The 18,841-nt window shown below is 34.5% G+C and carries 15 protein-coding genes; 11 read left to right on the top strand and 4 right to left on the bottom strand.

Annotated elements, in window-relative coordinates:
* The first annotated feature begins 238 nt into the window (after window positions 1–238).
* The 4 genes from JNUCC74_RS12740 (at window position 239) to JNUCC74_RS12725 (ending at window position 5,248) form a co-directional block, all read left to right on the top strand.
* Window positions 239–850 carry a sterol desaturase family protein gene (locus JNUCC74_RS12740; protein WP_454065641.1) on the top strand — a complete coding sequence of 204 codons (612 nt, stop codon included), beginning with the start codon at window positions 239–241 and terminating at the stop codon, window positions 848–850.
* A gap of 547 nt (window positions 851–1,397) precedes the next feature.
* Window positions 1,398–2,528: a response regulator gene (locus JNUCC74_RS12735; RefSeq protein ID WP_454065640.1), complete on the top strand. Its 1,131-nt coding sequence runs from the start codon at window positions 1,398–1,400 to the stop codon at window positions 2,526–2,528.
* Between the two features lie 744 nt (window positions 2,529–3,272).
* Window positions 3,273–4,429 (top strand): IS3 family transposase gene (locus JNUCC74_RS12730; RefSeq protein ID WP_454065639.1). Its coding sequence is split into 2 segments (ribosomal slippage): window positions 3,273–3,513 and window positions 3,513–4,429, totalling 1,158 coding nucleotides; the frame shifts between segments, so codons are not numbered across the junction.
* Between the two features lie 204 nt (window positions 4,430–4,633).
* Window positions 4,634–5,248, top strand: a complete 615-nt coding sequence (locus tag JNUCC74_RS12725; protein ID WP_454065638.1) for a response regulator transcription factor — start codon at window positions 4,634–4,636, stop codon at window positions 5,246–5,248.
* A gap of 167 nt (window positions 5,249–5,415) precedes the next feature.
* Here JNUCC74_RS12725 and JNUCC74_RS12720 read toward each other — a convergent pair whose 3' ends face one another.
* Complete coding sequence (locus JNUCC74_RS12720) at window positions 5,416–6,291, bottom strand: DMT family transporter (protein WP_454065637.1); 876 nt, start codon at window positions 6,289–6,291, stop codon at window positions 5,416–5,418.
* 1,411 nt (window positions 6,292–7,702) lie between these two features.
* On the opposite strand from JNUCC74_RS12720, the gene JNUCC74_RS12715 reads away from it, so the two are divergent.
* The 7 genes from JNUCC74_RS12715 to trpA all read left to right on the top strand — a co-directional run bounded on the left by JNUCC74_RS12715 (window position 7,703) and on the right by trpA (window position 15,394).
* Complete coding sequence (locus JNUCC74_RS12715) at window positions 7,703–8,617, top strand: peptidase U32 family protein (protein WP_454065636.1); 915 nt, start codon at window positions 7,703–7,705, stop codon at window positions 8,615–8,617.
* A gap of 48 nt (window positions 8,618–8,665) precedes the next feature.
* Window positions 8,666–9,898 carry a peptidase U32 family protein gene (locus tag JNUCC74_RS12710; RefSeq protein ID WP_454065635.1) on the top strand — a complete coding sequence of 411 codons (1,233 nt, stop codon included), beginning with the start codon at window positions 8,666–8,668 and terminating at the stop codon, window positions 9,896–9,898.
* 73 nt (window positions 9,899–9,971) lie between these two features.
* Window positions 9,972–10,190 (top strand): hypothetical protein, encoded by a 219-nt coding sequence (locus tag JNUCC74_RS12705; RefSeq protein ID WP_454065634.1) that lies wholly within the window; start codon window positions 9,972–9,974, stop codon window positions 10,188–10,190.
* A gap of 696 nt (window positions 10,191–10,886) precedes the next feature.
* Window positions 10,887–12,968 carry a BglG family transcription antiterminator gene (locus JNUCC74_RS12700; protein WP_454065633.1) on the top strand — a complete coding sequence of 694 codons (2,082 nt, stop codon included), beginning with the start codon at window positions 10,887–10,889 and terminating at the stop codon, window positions 12,966–12,968.
* On the top strand, window positions 12,962–13,231 hold the full coding sequence (locus tag JNUCC74_RS12695; RefSeq protein ID WP_454065632.1) for a PTS sugar transporter subunit IIB: 270 nt from the start codon (window positions 12,962–12,964) through the stop codon (window positions 13,229–13,231). The genes JNUCC74_RS12700 and JNUCC74_RS12695 overlap by 7 nt, the downstream gene beginning before the upstream one ends.
* A gap of 188 nt (window positions 13,232–13,419) precedes the next feature.
* Complete coding sequence (locus JNUCC74_RS12690; RefSeq protein ID WP_454065631.1) at window positions 13,420–14,697, top strand: PTS ascorbate transporter subunit IIC; 1,278 nt, start codon at window positions 13,420–13,422, stop codon at window positions 14,695–14,697.
* A 4-nt stretch (window positions 14,698–14,701) separates the two neighbouring features.
* Entirely contained in the window at window positions 14,702–15,394 is a 693-nt protein-coding gene (gene trpA / locus JNUCC74_RS12685) for a tryptophan synthase subunit alpha (protein ID WP_454065630.1), read from the top strand.
* A gap of 142 nt (window positions 15,395–15,536) precedes the next feature.
* On the opposite strand, the gene JNUCC74_RS12680 is transcribed toward trpA, so the two are convergent.
* The 3 genes from JNUCC74_RS12680 to JNUCC74_RS12670 are packed head-to-tail and all read right to left on the bottom strand — an operon-like array spanning window position 15,537 to window position 18,814.
* A complete protein-coding gene (locus JNUCC74_RS12680; RefSeq protein ID WP_454065629.1) occupies window positions 15,537–16,442 on the bottom strand; it encodes a PfkB family carbohydrate kinase in 906 nt (301 codons plus the stop codon).
* A complete protein-coding gene (locus JNUCC74_RS12675; RefSeq protein ID WP_454065628.1) occupies window positions 16,439–17,806 on the bottom strand; it encodes a purine-cytosine permease family protein in 1,368 nt (455 codons plus the stop codon). Before JNUCC74_RS12675 ends, JNUCC74_RS12680 begins: the two co-directional genes overlap by 4 nt.
* Window positions 17,807–17,824: 18 nt before the next feature.
* A complete protein-coding gene (locus JNUCC74_RS12670) occupies window positions 17,825–18,814 on the bottom strand; it encodes an ADP-ribosylglycohydrolase family protein (protein ID WP_454065627.1) in 990 nt (329 codons plus the stop codon).
* Window positions 18,815–18,841 lie beyond the last annotated feature (27 nt).

Raw genomic sequence — 18,841 nt, 5'->3', positions numbered from 1 at the left:
AAATTTTTGCATAAACTAAACAAAAGTATACAGACAAAAAATAAATTAACTATGATTATAAATGTAAATAATTTATTTAGCAAGATTGCTAGGAATAAGGTGAGAAAATTTTACATATGGATAAAATCCCCTGGATGACCATAAAACAAAAAAGTTATGAATTTTCCGTTTTTTATTGCTAAATTATATAATTTTTTGTATATTGTTAACAAAACATAAGTTAAAGGAGGGATGGAGTTTGAAAAAATTTTATAAGGAGTTTATTACATTTCCTGATGTATTCGTTATGCTGATCATTTTGGCTTGTTTAATTACTTTTACAATACCTCAATTACTTACTTGGCAGTCATGGATTGCATTGTTGATCGGAATGCTGACATATGCATTAAGCGAATATATGATTCATCGTTTTTTGTTTCATATTAAAAAGCCGGATAATTCATTTTTACTAAAATTAATTAAGCGCTTACATTATGATCATCATGTAGATCCGAATAACGTAAAGTTACTTTTTTTACCATTGTGGTTTAGTTTGCCTAATTTTACAATTTTAGCAGGCGTATTTTACCTTATTACTAGGAATATGAATCTTACAACTGCTTTTGCTATTGGAGTTGTCGGGTATTTTCTATACTATGAGTGGAAACACTTTATCGCACATAAGCCAATTCAACCACTTACTAAATTAGGAAAGAAAATTAAAAAAACTCATCTTTGGCATCATTATAAAAATGAAAATTATTGGTTTGGTGTAACGCATACAACTATAGATAAAACAATGGGAACATACCGTGATCATACAGAAGTTGAAAAAAGTGCTACGGCTAGAAACCTAGAAAAGCGAGCATAGATCGCATAGTTTAAAACAGAAAGTAGAAGAAACAAATTATACTCACTGAAGTAAAAAGAAGAGCTTTGTATGCGACAAATATTACGGAATAGCACAATGCTCTTCTTATATTCTTTTATTTATACTTCGAAGGAATACATATGATAACAGTTGTTCCTTCATCCGTACCAGACATTGAAGATGATAAATAGTACTTATGAGGCGAATTATGTAGGAATATTCCCTAGATTAAATTCAATATACTCTTGTTATAAAAGAGGTTTTTTATGGAGAAAACGTATTTATTGGAATATAATAGAATAAGACATAGTTATTAGTAATAGTTATCATAAAATAATTAAAATAAAAAAACTGAATTAGTAAAAAAGTGCTAGGACTATATATTTTCATAAAAATAATAGGAGTTGATGAAAAAACAAACAGACGCTTAACTTATACTAGCTTATTTTCCAAACAGGCAATATAATGTGAAAATCTTGTATAAATATTTTATGTACCTTCTCTAGTGAGTTGTAATATTTATTCCTTGTTAAGGGGGTTCTAAGGATTGAAAGCAATTTTAGTAGATGATGAACAAATAGCGTTAGATTTTTTAGAGAATCTATTAATTAAAACAAGTGAGCTTCAAATAGTTGCAAAATTGACGAACCCATTGCTTGTAAAAGACACCGTGAAGAAAACAAAATCAGATATCGTTTTTTTAGATATTAATATGCCACAAGTAAATGGACTTGAACTGGCTGAACAAATTTTAGAAATAAATCCTGATATACACATTGTATTTGTGACAGCCTATGACGAATATGCAATTAATGCATTTGAAATTAATGCGTTAGACTATTTGTTAAAACCAATTCGAATCGACCGTCTCCAAAAAACGATGGAGCGTTTAAAGAATAACGTTGTTTTGCAATCTTTCCCTAATAAGGTAGAAACAAAAGCGTTGCAATTAAATGTATGCGGTAATTTTTCAATCACAAACATTAATGATGAGATTGAAATAATTTCATGGCGTACAGCAAAAGTAAAGGAATTATTTTTATATTTACTTCATAAAAGAGAAAAATTAGTCAGAAAATCATGGCTTATTGAGTTACTATGGTCTGACTTAGAACCTGAGCGTGCTTATGCTCAATTATATACAGCTATATATCATGTACGCAAAACTTTAAAGAAGTATCCAGGTTTTTTTAAGTTGGAAAATACAACAGAAGGATACATTCTTTCTACTAAAAATGTAGTAATTAATTTAGAGCTATGGAAAGAAAAAATATATTCTGCATCACCAATCAGTTCTGACAATATTCAGCTGTGTATAAAAGCAATGGAGCTTTATACAGCCCCATATTTTGATGAATATGATTATTGGTGGGCGGAGTCTGAGAAAAATCGATATGAGAAAATATGGTTAGATACCTCTTTAAAAATAGCAGAATTTTACTTTTCGAGTGGTCAGTATGAAGATGCAAAAGATTGGTATTTAAAAATAACTACTCATTACCCCGAATTAGAACAAGCACATTTTGCTTTAATGAAATTGTTCTCTTTTACGAACGATAATGTGAATGTCCAACATCAATATGAGAAATTAAAGGAAATTTTAAAATACGAGTTAGGAACCGTTCCTGAAGCAATGATTACAAATTGGTATGCTCAGTGGAGAAAATACAATATGTAACATGTTGAATATGTACGAGATATGGTGTGTTTTTAACAAACGTTAATCAGTAAAGGCGCTATTTTAGCGTCTTTTTTTGTAGACTTTTATGAAGCGGTTTAAATTTTTCAATGTAAGTGTAACTGGCTAACATTGCTCAAGCACATTGTACTGGCTATTTTTGCTTCGTTATATATTGCAAAAATAGGGATTTAATATGGTGAATATAGCGAGGGGAAGCCTATTTTTTTGGGACATTTATCTGTAAATTAAAAATCTAACAGCCAGTCTTAATACTTAAAACAAAGGATTTAAAAAGTAAGAAGAATTTACAATGCATGGTTTATAGTTGTAAAGAATTTGTAGAGGTGATGTGGGTAATATGTATTATAGTCAAGGAAATATGTATATAAAAAAGTATACAAAAAAGACTTGTATATCACACAATTAGTTAGAAAGTAAGTGAGATGTATTTAATTGATTAGGATAAGTCTAACTAACTTTAATGTTACTGTGGCTACTTTGTGAAACGATAACTGATGTTAATCCAAAAGAATACTCTCTAATATTCTACAGAATGTAAACTGAAATTAGTTAATGATGGTGAAAAAGATGATAAATATCGGATTAGTTAATACAAATGAAATATTTACACAAGGCTTGCGAATTATTTTAGAAGAAGAGAAAGATATGTGATGCTAGTATAGTTTCATGGACACATCTAAGTTAAATTTTATACAATGAATTTCAAGGAGGATGTGTCCCATGCGTACCAGAAATAATGGCAAACGATATAACGATGATTTTAAAAAGATGGTTGTTGATCTTTATCAATATGGAAATTCTGTAAAAGATTTAAGCAGCGAGTATGGCGTATCAGATGTAACTATCTATAAATGGATTAAGGATTTAACTCCAATTGAAGGAACTGACGGTAAGGAGATCACTCCAAAAGAAGTCGATGCCATTGAAAAAGAGAACCTTCGTTTGAAACAGGAGCTTGAAATCTTAAAAAAGGCTATGGCCATATTCGCTCGAAAGTAAGTGACTCAGAACTAACTGAATTTATTACAGAACATAAAGATGATTATCCCGTTCGTACCATGTGCGAAATGCTTGATATACCGAAAAGTACCTACTACCAATCTTTGAATAAGACCGAGTCGAATCGCGATCATGAGAACCGTGAGTTCACGGAAAAGATTGTCCGGATTCATAAAGAAAGTAAGAAACGATATGGTGCGCCAAAAATACATGAAATCCTTGAAAAACAAGGTTACAAAATCAGTTTAAAGCGAGTTCAACGCTTCATGAAAAAAGCTGGTATCCGTTCTATTATCGTTAAAAAATTCCGTCCGACACCCAGTAAAGAAAAGGTGGAAGAACGAGAAAATATCATTAACAGAGACTTTTCTACGACAACAATCAACCAAAAATGGGTTGGCGATATCACGTATATTCACACACTGCGTGATGGCTGGTGTTACCTTGCGTCTGTTTTAGACTTGCATTCTAGAAAGGTGATTGGGTACTCATTTGGACGTTCGATGACGACTGAATTGGTAGAGAAAGCTTTAGAAAATGCTTATGTCACACAGAAACCTAATGATGGCGTCATGTTCCATTCCGATTTAGGTTCACAATATACAAGCGATGCCTTTGCAGAAAAGATTCAGAGCTATAAGATGACGCACTCCTTCAGTCATAAGGGAAGCCCCTATGACAATGCTTGTATCGAGTCTTTTCATGCAATTTTAAAGAAAGAAGAAGTAAATCATGTACAATACTTAGATTTCAACGCTGCGAGAGTAGAGTTATTTAAATATATCGAAGGTTGGTATAATCGTAAAAGAATACATGGTAGCATTGGCTATCTGACTCCACAAGAGATGGAAGATTCAGCGCTCCATCAAGCAGCATAACTGCACCAATTAATATTAGAACACGGCTTTACTTGGAGAGGTGGGCGTGGTAGGCTTTTGCCTAGCGTGTTTTACTAACCTTTCTTCTTTCGCAAATCACCACACCCACAGAGGATCCATGTCAAGTCTTCACATATATATGTAAAGCTTCAAAGCGCAATAAAAAGTTAACTTTTTTGTGTCCTAAATATTGACGTAGATCCAATGAAAGTAATCGAATTTGATAGTACAAATTGTTTTGAACAGTTAAGTGAATTTATTCCAGATGTATTATTAGTTCATTTAATTAATGAATCTAATAATGCACATCTTATAACTAGAGAATTAAAGATGCAATATACCGATATGAAAATTGTTTACATTTATTCTTCTATAGACTTACATTTAATTAAAAAGGGGATTGCTGAAGGAGCCGTAGGGTTCCTATTAAGTTGTAGCAGTCGAGAAGCGCTTATTTCTTCCATTAGAAATGTATATCATCAACAATTTGTATTTGCCAACGAAATTGTTGAACAACTATTTAAAAATGTTGAAACAGATTGTAATGATATAAAACAGAAAATTAGAGGGGGGTTGTTGGATAAGGGTATTCATGTAAGTTGGCGAGATAGTGATATCCTGCATCTCATCTATAAAGGTTATAAAAACACAGAAATTGCTAATGAATTACAGTTATCGGAGAAGACGGTAAGAGATTATGTGAGTAAAGTATATAAAAAACTTCATACGAATAATCGAGATAAAATTAGAGAATATGTAACAGCCATTATAAATGAGGGAGAGCTGAAAATAGATACCCACAATCATTCTGAGATGTAAGCCGATTTTACAAATTATTTCTTTGATGATAGATGTTAAGCTTGGGGTTATTTGTAGTATCAAAAAGTTTTAGGTTTTAATTAAAGATCAACCATGTCATTGCCTGTGTGTTTACTAGAAAAGAGGAAAAACAGCAGCGCAAAACACCAGAATCGCCATAGGAACGATTACTGGTGTTTTTCTTTTTCTAATTGACTTACGTGATTGTTTTTCAAAAACATATAAAGAGAAGCCCCAAAGATAATAATATATCCCATTATGCTTAGCACATCAGGAATTTGTCCAAATAAAACGATACTAATGAGAGCTGAATAAATAACTGTGGAATAGAAAAAGATCGAAATCTCTTTAGCTGGCGCGTATTTATAAGCAATGGTAATGCCAAATTGCCCCACTGTGGCAAAAATACCTGCTGCTAAAAGGTAAATCCATTGTTGCCAAGACATTGGTTCGTAAAATATAATTACAAAAGGTAATAAAATCATCGTAGTAAAAAATGAAAAATAAAAGACAACTGTATAAAATTGTTCTTTTCTGCCTAATACTCGTAAAACAGTATAAGCACCTGCTGCAAACACAGCCGATAAAAAACCTGCGATATAAGGGATGATGTCCAACGAAAAGACTGGTTTAATAATAAATAATGTACCAATAAACGCAATAGCAATGGATATTACTTGAAATGGTCGTGTCCTTTCCTTTAGGAATATAGCAGCAAACATAATTGTTAGAAATGGGCTCATTTTATTGAGCATATCCGCATCTGACAAGACCAGATGATCAATTGCGTAAAAGTTTAGAATTACTCCGATTGCCCCAAGGATTGACCGTAACAAAAGGTGTTTTTGATTTTCTTTCCTTCCAAAAAGTCGTGCTCCATAATATTTAACAAGACCGAATGCAATAATCATGGAAATAACATTACGAAATAATGTTTTCTGTATAGTAGGCACGTCCCCTGAAAGTTTGACAAATGCAGCCATCATTGAAAAACCAAATGCCGACAATAATAATAGAATAATTCCTTTATTTCGATTACTCATTTTGTCAACTCCAATAACTATGATGTTTGACATTGTTTGTTTTAATAATGCTATTATTAGTAGTTCCAGGTAGGTATTGCAGAATAAGAAACTAAACATATAAACTATTTTTTAAAGTACCGCTTTTTCATTGTGTTTTTGCTTTACATTCTTTTATAAATAGAACGTGATATGAGTGTACAAAGATATATTTTGTCATAAACAGGTGATGATGTCTACTAAAACGGGTTTGATTTAAGATGTTGGAAATATCGATGCACCAAAAAAGTGTGAAATTTTAGCCAGAATAGCGAATAAGGTATTGCATAAATCCGAAAATTTATTTAGTGAAGGGGCAGAAACGATTAAGCTTGGTAATGGATGTATTCGGATACTGAAATGGGACCACTCGTTTCAAAAGAACAATTTAAACCGAGTACTTAACTATAATCAGATTGGTAAAAAAAGGTCAAGATCCTGTAGGTGGAGGAGAAAGAGCATTTTGTTTACTCTTCCAAATGAAGATAATTTGAGACCGATCTTTCAAGAAAAATTGAATGCTTAATAAAGTATACCAGCAAGAAGTAAACGAGTAGCTACGAACCAATTCACTTCTATATGATACGCTTGAAATAAATATTGAGAGACAGTACCCCTACACACCAAAAAGAGGCACCTGTTATAACTAAAAGCAATCCTCTAATTTCAGCTGTCTGATTCATTTTTTATCTTTCCACCTTTAACGAAAACGAGTATAAATAGTCGAATCTATCATCTAAATACTATAAGAGAAGTTATGTTTTGGCAAACAGAACTGGTTCCAGTAGAAGCAATTTTAAGTGAAATGAGTAGCATGTAAAGTCTTTGAATAAAGTTTCGTTTACAAAGTAAATCACGATGGAAGTAAGATATATCTTAACGCCAATAATATCCCATACAATCCACTTCAATTTTATGTTATGATTATTTTGTACTTTTCCATGGGAGAAGTAAACTTCTGAGCTGGAATCAGTTAATTTAACATAAATGCTCATAAACGTGCTTTAGGATAAAAGTCTGTCTTTGTGTGAAGGCTTTTCAGGGAAAATAGTATTAGCAGATGGAATAGTTAATAAAATATGTTCAAAAAGCCTTGTAAAAGGGACGTTTCAAATGTTGACTTAGCAGAAAGTGAGAGTGTCAAAGTTGTAACAGGACGGTTTCGACTTCGACAGCAATACGCTTCACGAGAGAAAACGTGATTCTCTTTTTCAGCCAAGGAAAAACGTGATTAGCAAACATCGTTAATTTTTAGGGACAAGGCTTCCTTAGTTATTCAAGGATGCCCACGATTTTAGCGTTCTAAGGTCTATCCCTCTCTTTTGGAACACGTATTTAAATTAGGAAAAATTGAAAAATCCCTCTATAAATTTATGTATAAGGATGGTTGTGAATGATTGAACTTATAGCTACAGCAGAATCGATAGAGCAAGCTGAAGCATTAATAAATGTTGGTATTGATACATTGTATGTTGGAGAAGATAGGTTTGGTCTACGGTTGCCAGCCTCTTTTTCTCAAGCAGAGCTTAAGGAAATTACCGATCTTGCCCATCGGAATCAGAAAAAAGTTTGTGTCGCAATGAATGCAATTATGCATAATGATCGGATCAAATTGGTTCTTCCATACATGGAATTTTTACAGGACATTGGGGTAAATTCAATTACAGTAGGTGACCCTGGTGTTATTCATCTGTTAAAAACAAATCAATTGAATTTGTCGTACATTTATGACCCACATACGATGATTACTAGTGGGAAGCAGGTTAACTTTTGGGCAAATCGTGGAGCTGTTGGAGCTGTGTTAGCTAGAGAATTGACGTATGAAGAATTAACAGCAATTGCAGCTGAAGCGATGGTGCCAGTCGAGGTTTTAGTTTATGGTGCAACATGTATTCACCATTCGAAGCGTCCATTAGTTACCAATTATTTTAATTTCACGAAAGTGCAGCGTACGGAGAATAACGACCTATATTTGTCTGAGCCTAAGAAACCCGATACACATTATTCCATTTATGAAGATACAAATGGAACGCATATTTTTAATACGGGCGATATTAATTTGTTACCTCATTTAGAAACATTGTATCATGCTAATTTGAAGCGCTGGAAATTAGATGGCATTTTTACACCTAGGGAAAGCTTTGTTCAGATTGCAAGTCTTTTTATTAAAGCAAAAGAAGCATTAATAAACGATAACTGGTCACCGTCATTAATTGAATCTTTGAATGAACAAATCTTGAAGCTTCACCCACAGCAGCGAAGCTTAGATGAAGGCTTCTTTTTAAAAGATCCAGATGAAATTAAATAATAGTAGTTAAAATCTGTTTAAAGAGGAATGAAAGGTTAGGGGTAAGAAATGCAAAAAAATTTAAAAAAACCAGAAGTTTTAGCTCCGGCTGGAACGCTGGAAAAGTTAAGAACAGCCATTCATTATGGTGCCGATGCTGTTTATATTGGCGGAAATGCGTATGGCTTACGGAGTCGAGCAGGAAACTTTACTTATGAAGAGATGCAAGACGGGGTAGGATTTGCAAAAGAGCATCAAGCACATGTGTATGTTGCTGCCAATATGGTTGCTCATGAAGGAGATATGGAAGGAGCTGGTGATTTTTTTCGGAAGATCAGAGATATTGGTATTCGGGCGGTAATTGTATCAGATCCTGCTTTAATTGAAATTTGTATAACCGAAGCTCCCGGGTTGCCAATTCACTTATCCACCCAGTCATCGGCAACTAACTATGAAACGCTTAATTTTTGGAAAAATGAAGGATTAGAACGAGTGGTACTTGCAAGGGAAGTAAGCATGGAAGAAATTAAAGAAATAAGACAACATACAGATATAGAAATAGAGGCATTTATTCATGGAGCGATGTGTATTTCATATTCTGGCCGTTGCACATTGTCGAATCATATGTCAGCACGAGATGCAAACCGGGGGGGATGTTCCCAATCATGTCGTTGGAAATATGATTTGTTTGAAATGGACGTAACTGGGAAACGACAACCTGTTTATAGCAATGATGCTGATGAACCATTTTCCATGAGTGCGGTGGATATGTCGATGATCCATCATATTCCCGATTTTATCGAAAATGGTGTCGACAGCTTAAAAATAGAAGGTAGAATGAAGTCTATCCATTATGTTTCGACGGTATCGAATGTTTATCGCAGTATTGTAGATGCATATTGCAATGATCCGCATAACTTTGTATTTCAGCAAGCATGGGAAGACGAGTTGTGGAAAGTAGCTCAACGGGAACTAGCGACTGGTTTTTATTATGGGGTTCCCGATGAAAAACAGCAATTATTTGGTAAACGAAGAAAAATACCTGTGTATAAATTTATCGGACAAGTTCTTGATTATGACGAAACAACAAAAATTGCGACCGTTCAACAGCGGAACAGTTTTTCGGTAGGGGATGAGGTTGAATTCTATGGTCCCGGATTCACTCATGTATATCAAAAAATAAATAAGATGTGGGATGAAAGTGGAGAAGCAATTGAACGGGCTGCACATCCTATGATGATAGTAAAAATAGAAATGACAAAACCTGTAAAGGCTTTAGATATGATGCGGAAACGAAAATAACGGTTATGATGATTTTCTTAACGACAACACGTGACTCTACGTCTTAATTGCATCGTATACAAGTACAGATAATATGAGTAAATTTGTGCCTTCTAAATATTTACGAATTATCGTGGTAGCAGTAATTACTGGACTAGCATTCATTATGATGCGGATTGGTGGATTGCCTCCATTAGAAATAGTTTCCGGGCTGATGGGAATTCCTATTATCATTGTCCAATTTTTAGCGATCTTTGCAGTTAAGAAGATGATTGACAAAGATAAAGTATGGAGAACGAATATACGAAATTGAATGAGTTACGATAAATATGTACTATTGAACAAAGCTTTAGCAGATAAAATGGTTAAATAAAGAGTGTAATTGGCATGCATGAATAGAATAGATAAGTGATAAATCCCCCTGCTCAAAGGGGGATTTTTTTATGATCTTTTATTTACGGTTCTTTTATCTCGCATTTAAGATTCTGTAAGACTTTCAATAGATATACAGAATATGGAGAAATCTAAGTGGGAAATAGAGGTATCTAAACGGATTCAATAGAACTAGAAGAAACTACTCGAACAGGCATCACAATTTTTCAAGGACTAGGAAAACTACGTCAGCGATACCTCGCGGTTTTTCATGGTCACCTGAGATTTTAGCCCTTGTTCCACTATAGGAAAGTATAAATCTTTAGGCTTTATAGTATAAGAAAAGCTATAGCTTTCGCTAAAGACTTGGCGAAAAAGCTAAGTTTTTCTAATACTTTTATCAACGGGGAATGAAGTTTCGCATTATAGAAAGTAGGAATACCTTATTTGGATAAACTACACAAATAAGTAAAACTTGTTATATGAGAATAAAGCTAGCAGATAGTTTCTTTATTATATAACAAATTGCAATTAGCGCTTGAAACAGATTCATAAATAATTGCAAGTTAACCTGCAATTATTTGGTCTTGGTACCGTTTTACATAGGAACTTATAATGAAGATGAGGTGGAGATAAGATGAATAGTCGAGCTAGAGATCTTATGCTGTTGTTAATGGAAAATGATCAATTTTTTACGATCAACGAACTTTCTGACCATTTTTCAGTTAGTGAGCGTACAATTTACAATGATTTGATGGAAATAGACGATTTTTTTAATAAACATTCCTTTTCGCCATTGCAACGTCAAAAAGGAGTCGGCATCCGGGTAGAGCTTCATAAGCTTGAACAGCAAAAGGTAAAAGAACTTCTTGACCTTGAAGAATTCAGCTATCACACCCCGGAAGAACGAAAATATCACGCATTGCACTATTTGCTCATTCAGCATGGATATGTAACGATAGATCAACTATCGAACTTTTTAAAAGTTTCCAGAAATACAGTCATAAATGATATGAAACTGTGGAAAAAATGGCTCATTTCTCATCAATTATCACTAATGTCCTATCCATATAAAGGTTTAAAGATAGAAGGAACCGAATTAGCTATCCGAAAAGCATTATTAGCGCTTTTTCGAGAGGAAAAAAGAAATCGCATTCAGATCTCTAATACAAAGCAATCCATTCTCCATGAGTTTCTTTCTTCTGAGGACATTGACCATCTTATTCATATTATTGGAATGGCAGAAAGAGAACTTCAAATTATCATTTCTGATCATTCCTATTTTAGAGTCATGCTTCATCTCGGTCTTGCAATTACACGTGTAAAACAGGAAAAAATGTTAGAAAAAGGAGCTGCGGCAGATAGTGTTCGGGAAACAAGGGAATACGAAGTTGCCTGTTTCCTAAAAGAAGAAATAGATCGTCTTTTCCATATTAATTTTCCTGAGAATGAAGTTCTATACTTTGCTGCTCAACTTGTCAGCAGTAGTTTGCAGGATGCAAAGCAATATGGAAATATAAACGATCAGTGGTTACCTTTACAAATGGTTACCAGAGAGTTTATAAGACAACTGGAAGAGTCATTTCAGATGCCATTAATGAAAGATGCACAATTATTTAATGGGTTACTTGCCCATTTGCGACCTGCATTGTATCGAATTAGAAATGGGACAACAATCGCTAATCCAGTATTGGATGAGATTAAAGAAAATTATAGTTATATTCACCAGCATGTCTTGAAAGCAATTCATGTTATCGAAATGAAACTAAGTATTGTTTTCAATGAAGACGAAGCTTCATTCATTACGATGTATGTCACTGCTGCTTTGGAGAGACAAAAAAAGAGTATACGCAGAAAACCGGTTGTGATCATTGTTTGTGATACAGGTATGAGTACATCCCAAATGTTAGCAACTCAATTAAAGAACTTATTTCATCTCCGTGTATTCGGTTCTTTTCCGGCAAGACAGGCCAATGAAATTGTACAGACTGAATTAATTGATTTAGTAATTACGACAGTCCCGCTAGAAATGAATGAGACACAGGTTGTAACTGTTAATCCTGTACTATCTAAAGAAGATATACAAAAGTTAACATTGATGCTTGAAAAGTTAGAAGGAGAAGAGTTACTTGTGTTGGATATTCTTCATATTATTTATCCCTATTGTACCATTCATGATCCAGTAGCCCTTCATAATAAATTACAGAATTATTTTCAGCATGATGCAACGAATTTGCCAAAAATAGAGAGGAGTACAAATCCTGTGTTAATAGAAGTACTAAATGAGAAGTTAATTATGACACAAGCAGAACTGAAAGATAGAGATAGTGCTGTTAGGTGTAGTGGGGAAATACTTTTGAAAAATAATCTTATTGAACAAACATATATCCAGGCTATGATTGATAACGTCCACGAAAATGGCACATATATTGTCATTGCACCTGGTATAGCAATGCCTCACGCAAGACCAGAGTATGGAGCAAAGGATATTGGTTTTAGCATCGTTACATTGAAGGAACCAATTGAATTTGGTCATCGAACCAATGATCCGGTTAAAATTGTTATCGGATTTTGTGCTATAGATCATGAAACCCATTTAACTGCATTATCTGAGTTAGTTGGAGTATTAAATCAAGAAGATAAATTAGCTGCAATTTTAAATGCAAAAACACCGAAGGAAATTATGAAAATATTTCAAAGGGAGGGTAAACAATGTTAAATATTGTTACGGTTTGTGGAGCAGGTGTAGGAAGTAGTATGATGCTTAGAGTTTTTGCACAACAGGTGTTAGCTGAAGAAGGGATTCAATCAAATGTAGAGGCTTCAGATATTGGCTCTGTTAGCGCAGATAATTATGATGTTGTCATTACTACCTCAGATTTTGCAGATATTTTACGGCACTCCAAAGCAAAAATAGTAAGAATTGACAACATGATGGATAAAGAGTTGTTAAGAACTGAATTATTAAAAGTAATTCGATAAATATATGCAGGCGTGAAGATTAGATCAACATTTATGTACAAACAGTAATTATTGGAGTAACTCATGCACGCTATAGGTTACTCCAGATACTTTCAAGGTTAGGACATCCAGTTGTTTTAATAACTGTCAAACTCTTTAAAATAACAATTCATTCATGCACTTGAATACGATCTAAGGAGAGAGCAACTATGGATTTTATCATGTATCTGATTGATAATGTTTTCAGTCAGGCAGTATTTGTAATCGGTATGGTTGTACTTATCGGGCTGTTGGCACAAAGAAAAAGCTTTGATTCAATAGTTTCAAGTACTGCTAAAACAATGATTGGCTTTTTACTCATTAATACTGGGGCGCAATCATTAGGAATTTCATTACTTCCATTACAGCCGATGCTAAGTAAAGTTTTTCACCTGAATGCAGAAATTCCAACACTTGCAGAGGCACAAACAGAAAGCTTTGTGGAAATAGGAACAGAAATGGCATTAATATTTGCATTAGGATTTATTATCCATATTTTTTTTGCCAGATTAACACCATTTAAATATGTGCATTTGTCTGCTCACGTATCCTTTTTTTACGCAGGATTAATTGCTGCCCTACTAAAATTTGGTACAAATATGGGATTTATCCCACTAGTATTAACAGGTTCCTTTATTTTAGGGTTTTATTTAACTTTCACTTGTTCTTATGTTGCACCCTTTATGAAGAATGTAAAAGGTGGAGAGGGGTTTACGCTTGGTCATTCCAGTTCTAGCGGGGTGTGGATAGCAGCAAAACTTGGTGGATTATTAGGAAATAAAGAGCGTGATTTGGAAGATATTAAAATTCCAAAGCGTTTAAACTTTCTTCGCGAAATGACGATTGCGCTTACAATTATCATGTTTTTGTTATTCCTTATTGTATCTTTTATAGCTGGTCCGAGCTGGGTTACCAATAATATTAGTGAAGGAAGAGATGTCTTTACATTTTCTTTATTGAACGGTTTACAATTTGGTCTGTGGATTACGGTAATACTGTCCGGCGTACGAATGCTCTTAGCAGAAATAATTCCTGCATTTCATGGTATCGCTGATAAAGTTATACCAAATGCAAAGCCAGGATTAGACGTACCTCTATTATTTCCAAATTATCCAACGTCAGTAATTGTAGGGTTTTTAACAAGTTTAGTTGCAGGCTTTGTGGGTATGGTCTTTTTAGCAATGATTGATTATCCAATTGCAGTTTTTCCTGCTCTTATTCCTACTTTCTTTACGGGAGCTGTAACAGCTATTTTTGGTAACTCCACCGGGGGTGTACGTGGGGCATTAATTGGCTCTTTCACCAATGGTTTCATTTTGATTATTGGACAAGCACTTTTACTACCGTACATTGGATCCTATGCTTCGATTATGCGGATTCTTAGTGAAACAGACTACGCCTTATATGGCCCGTTATTAGGACTGTTGCTTAAATTGATTGGAGGATAAGGATGTGAAACAACTTGCACTTTACTTGCCTTGTTGTTACCCAAATGAACATCAATTTTTTTCCATTCTTGATATAATGGAAAAATATCATGTCGATGTACTTGAATTAGGTATACCAGTAGCCAATGCTCACATGGATGGGAAAATTATTCAAAATAGCCATAAACAAGTATTGCAACAGGGTTTTAATAAAGTATATTTAAACAAAATATTACAGCAAATACGAGAAAAATATTCATTTAAGATAGTTTTAATGACATATAAGGACGGCTTAGACAAATACCATTTACTGGATGAGGAAATGGATTATGATGGGCTGCTTTGTGTTGATAGAATGATTACGTTAAATGACTTTCCATCCCCAATTCAGCTGTACAATGAGAACATTTCTAATATTACTTTACAGGAAAAGTTGAAAAATAATCGTCTGTTTGCTTATTGTATGAGTGGGGTTGGAAAAACAGGGAGCTTTGATCATGTCCCTACTAATTATATAGAGACAATGCAACGGATTAGAAAGCATAGCGACCTACCTATTTATGTCGGTTTTGGGATTAAAGAAAGAAAAGACGTAGCTGAGGTTTTTAAAAACGGTGCTGATGGAGCTATAATTGGCTCCTACTTTGTTAATAAAGTCAAAACATCCACCTTAGAAGAAGTTGCAGCTTATATAAAGGATTTAAAAAGTATAGATTGAGGATAAATTTGTGTGATTTACTTGAATATGTTTCTTTTTACAGAGCGAAAAGCTTGAGTAATAATGGGAATGCAATGAATTGTAGATTTTAATTAACAACAAACATCCTACTGTTAAATTAGCAGGATGTTTGTTTTCGTTTTTAAAGTATATTTGCCAAGTTACAGCCGGATTGCTGAACGATTTTTTCGGAGGTACGGTTACCTAATTGACATGCTTCTTCAAGGGTTAACCCTTGAGCTAAACCGCTGATAAAAGCACCTGTATGGGAATCACCTGCACCAATGGTATCAACTACTTTCACTGATTTAGCTGGAATGATTCCAGAGCGGTCCTTGTCTAGGTAGAAACAGCCTTCTGCTCCCATTGTTATGACAACTGCTTCTTTGGTTTTATGATATAGGAAAGTTGCACCTTCTTCCACCGTCTCAACAGACATAAGTTCCTTTAATTCGCTTAAGTTACAGTGCACAATTGTATTTGCAGTTAAAATGGTCTCTAATACAGCTTTATCTAAATAAGCGATGCGCGGACCAGGATCAAAAATGATTTTGGCGTGGTTTGCTTTATTTTGTATGATTTCCTGAACTAATACTTCACCAGAGGTTCCCTCCAGTTCATATCCTGACAAATAAATATAATCATAATCCGCTAGATGAATACGTTGAAACCATTCATGTCGCCATTTTGTTTCCAAGCCGGGGATAGTAAGAAAGGTACGTTCTCCATCCGGTTCCACAAATGAAATATTCCACCCATTGTCCTTAGACGTGTCCTCTAAAATAATCGGTATTTGCTGCTTTTCTAAATGTGTACGAATAATATGAGCATGCGGACCAATACCAACTGGAACAAATAAATCATGATTTATACCAAAGTGGTTTATTACTTGTTGTACATTATAAGCACAGCCGCCAACCATCGTTTCTACATGCTTCCCGTAAATGTCTTCACCTGTTTTTGGTAATTGGTTTACATGAACGATCATATCGATTACTGCAGCTCCAATAATTAAGACATGTTTATTTGCTGTTTGTTCCCGTTTCATTTATTTTCCCTCCGATCACTCATAAATGGATGGATAAGAACATAGGCGATATAGCCACAGGCAAAGGCAAGTAATAATCCTAAACTATTGTCCCGAAAAATACCCACAGCAAATGGGCCGCTAAAAAAGTCGGTGTTAGTAAATAGAAACCCGATAATTACACCAATGGACCAGCTTATAATTCCGGTTTTGTTAAAAGAATGTGATCCTTTGGGTTCTAATAGCTTTAGATCATATCCGGATTTTCGATTGAAGTAGTAATCAGCTATAAAAACAGCTGCCCAGGAAGCGATTCCAATTCCGAGTAATCCAAGAAATAATTGAAAATTATATAGAAAGTCTTGTGAAATAAAGAGCACATAAACAGGGATTAGGATCATGATTGCACCATGAATCATTAATGATCCTCGATTTGATACTTGTATATTTAACGTTTCTAAATTTACCCTTGCTGATTTTAAGCTAATAATACACTGTGGGATTAATCCACCTACTGCAGTTATAAAATAAAATACTGAAATCCATGATGGAAGAGCATGAGCAATTACATCAATTGGATTTGCTGACGTTGCAATATTTGGTAAAGAAGTGCTTAATAATATACCAACAAACATAATTACAAATAAAGGAATAATAGCCCCAAATAATACACTAAACATAATAGCATTATTTTTATTAGTTGGTGCCTGATAAGCACTGTAATCTGCTCCAGCAATCGACCAGCTAATTCCGGTCCCCGCCATAATGATAGACACAGCTGGAAGGAATCCTTTTAACCAACTTCCATTTGGCATAGAAAATAGTTGTTGAAAGTCAGTCTGTGGAATAAGAATAACTAAGATAATCAGCGTCAGTCCGCCAAAAACATATGTGAAAAATGTTTGTAATTTAGCTAATTGCTGTTGATCCAATAAGCCAGAAAGTAAAACTAATGTTGCAAAAATAAGCAAGCAAATCAATGTGATGGTACTATTTTGGTCAATATGAAAAATAGTAGCTAAGGAAAGCAAAATCAGGGTGCCCGTAACGACATTAACAGATAGCCATCCAACTAAATTCAACCATCCTAGAAAATTAGGAATCCAGTTTCCTTTTGTTCCAAAGGCTGCTCTTGATAACATAAACGTAGTAATACCATTTTTCTTCCCAATCACACTAATATAGCCAACAAGAATGAAAGAAAGTGCAGCAATCAGGGCAGCTAAGGTCGATTGAATAAAGCTTAATTGAAAACCAACAATCATTGCGCCATATACAACACCTAAAATACCGATGTTTGCAGCAAACCAAATGAAAAACAAATCGTTCGGTTTGCCAATTCTTTCTTCTGAGGGAACGGTAATCATGTTCTTGTTTTCAGTCATTTTTAATATCCTCCTTGGTTAATTTTGTCGGTAGTGCAGTAAAGCTTGTGCATAGTGATTAAAATCAACCTTATTATTATCATGAATGGTTTGGAGATAGCTTGGATCCATTTCATCGGCACCTTGTTTTGCTCCACAAATGGCAGTTGCCATCGCTCCAATTGTATCTGTGTCTCCTCCTAAATTGGCAGCTAAGATTGCACAACGCTCTACAGTTTTTGCATAATAAGCAATACTTAATGCAGTAGGTACAGATTCACTTGTTGATACGCCGGCACCAATAACCTGATAAATATGATTGGAAAACGCTTCTTCATCATTTGAGAATTTATGAGCATATTCGAGTCCAAGCTCTAAACGTGCCTTTAGTGACGGACTGAAGGTTTCAGCACCATAAGCAAGTGCTTTGTCATGAATATTCATCGTATCTGTTACGATTTCTTCCCATGTTTTTTTCTCCATGGCTGAACTGACGGCTCCTGCAATCATTGCAGCTCCTGTAATAGCAACATCGGATGCATGGGTTACTTTGCTAACTCGCCATACATAATTAATTAATGCATCAGATTGATTGGAGTTAAATAAGCATCCAATTGGTGCAATTCGCATTGCTGCACCATTTGTTACAGCGTTTGCTGTGATTTCGGATGCATCCTTACCGTTTTTAACCGCTAGAAGAGCGGCTTTTGAGCTTGGTCCGAGAATTTCATTATCAAATGCGTGGATTTCTTCTGCCCATTCAATCAACTTTTCAGCAATTACTTGGTCCTTTGGCTCAAAATCAGTTTCCATTAAAGCATTTAAAATGATGAGTGCTTGAGTTGTATCGTCAGTATACTGGCCTTTTGAAAAGTGTTTGGCAACTTCATTTGATTTTGGGCCGTCTAAAAAGGTTTCAATTTTCCCGAAATATGCTTTTACTTTTCTTCGGCTCCAAAGTTCAGACGGCATTCCCATAGCATCTCCAATTGCTAGTCCATAAAGTGTTCCTAAGATTTGATTTTTCATGGTTGTCCTCCTTAATATCTATTATTC

This window comes from Cerasibacillus sp. JNUCC 74 (genome assembly GCF_053667775.1).
Note: the sequence above shows the minus strand (reverse complement) of the source record. Positions and strands in the feature narration are given on the sequence as shown.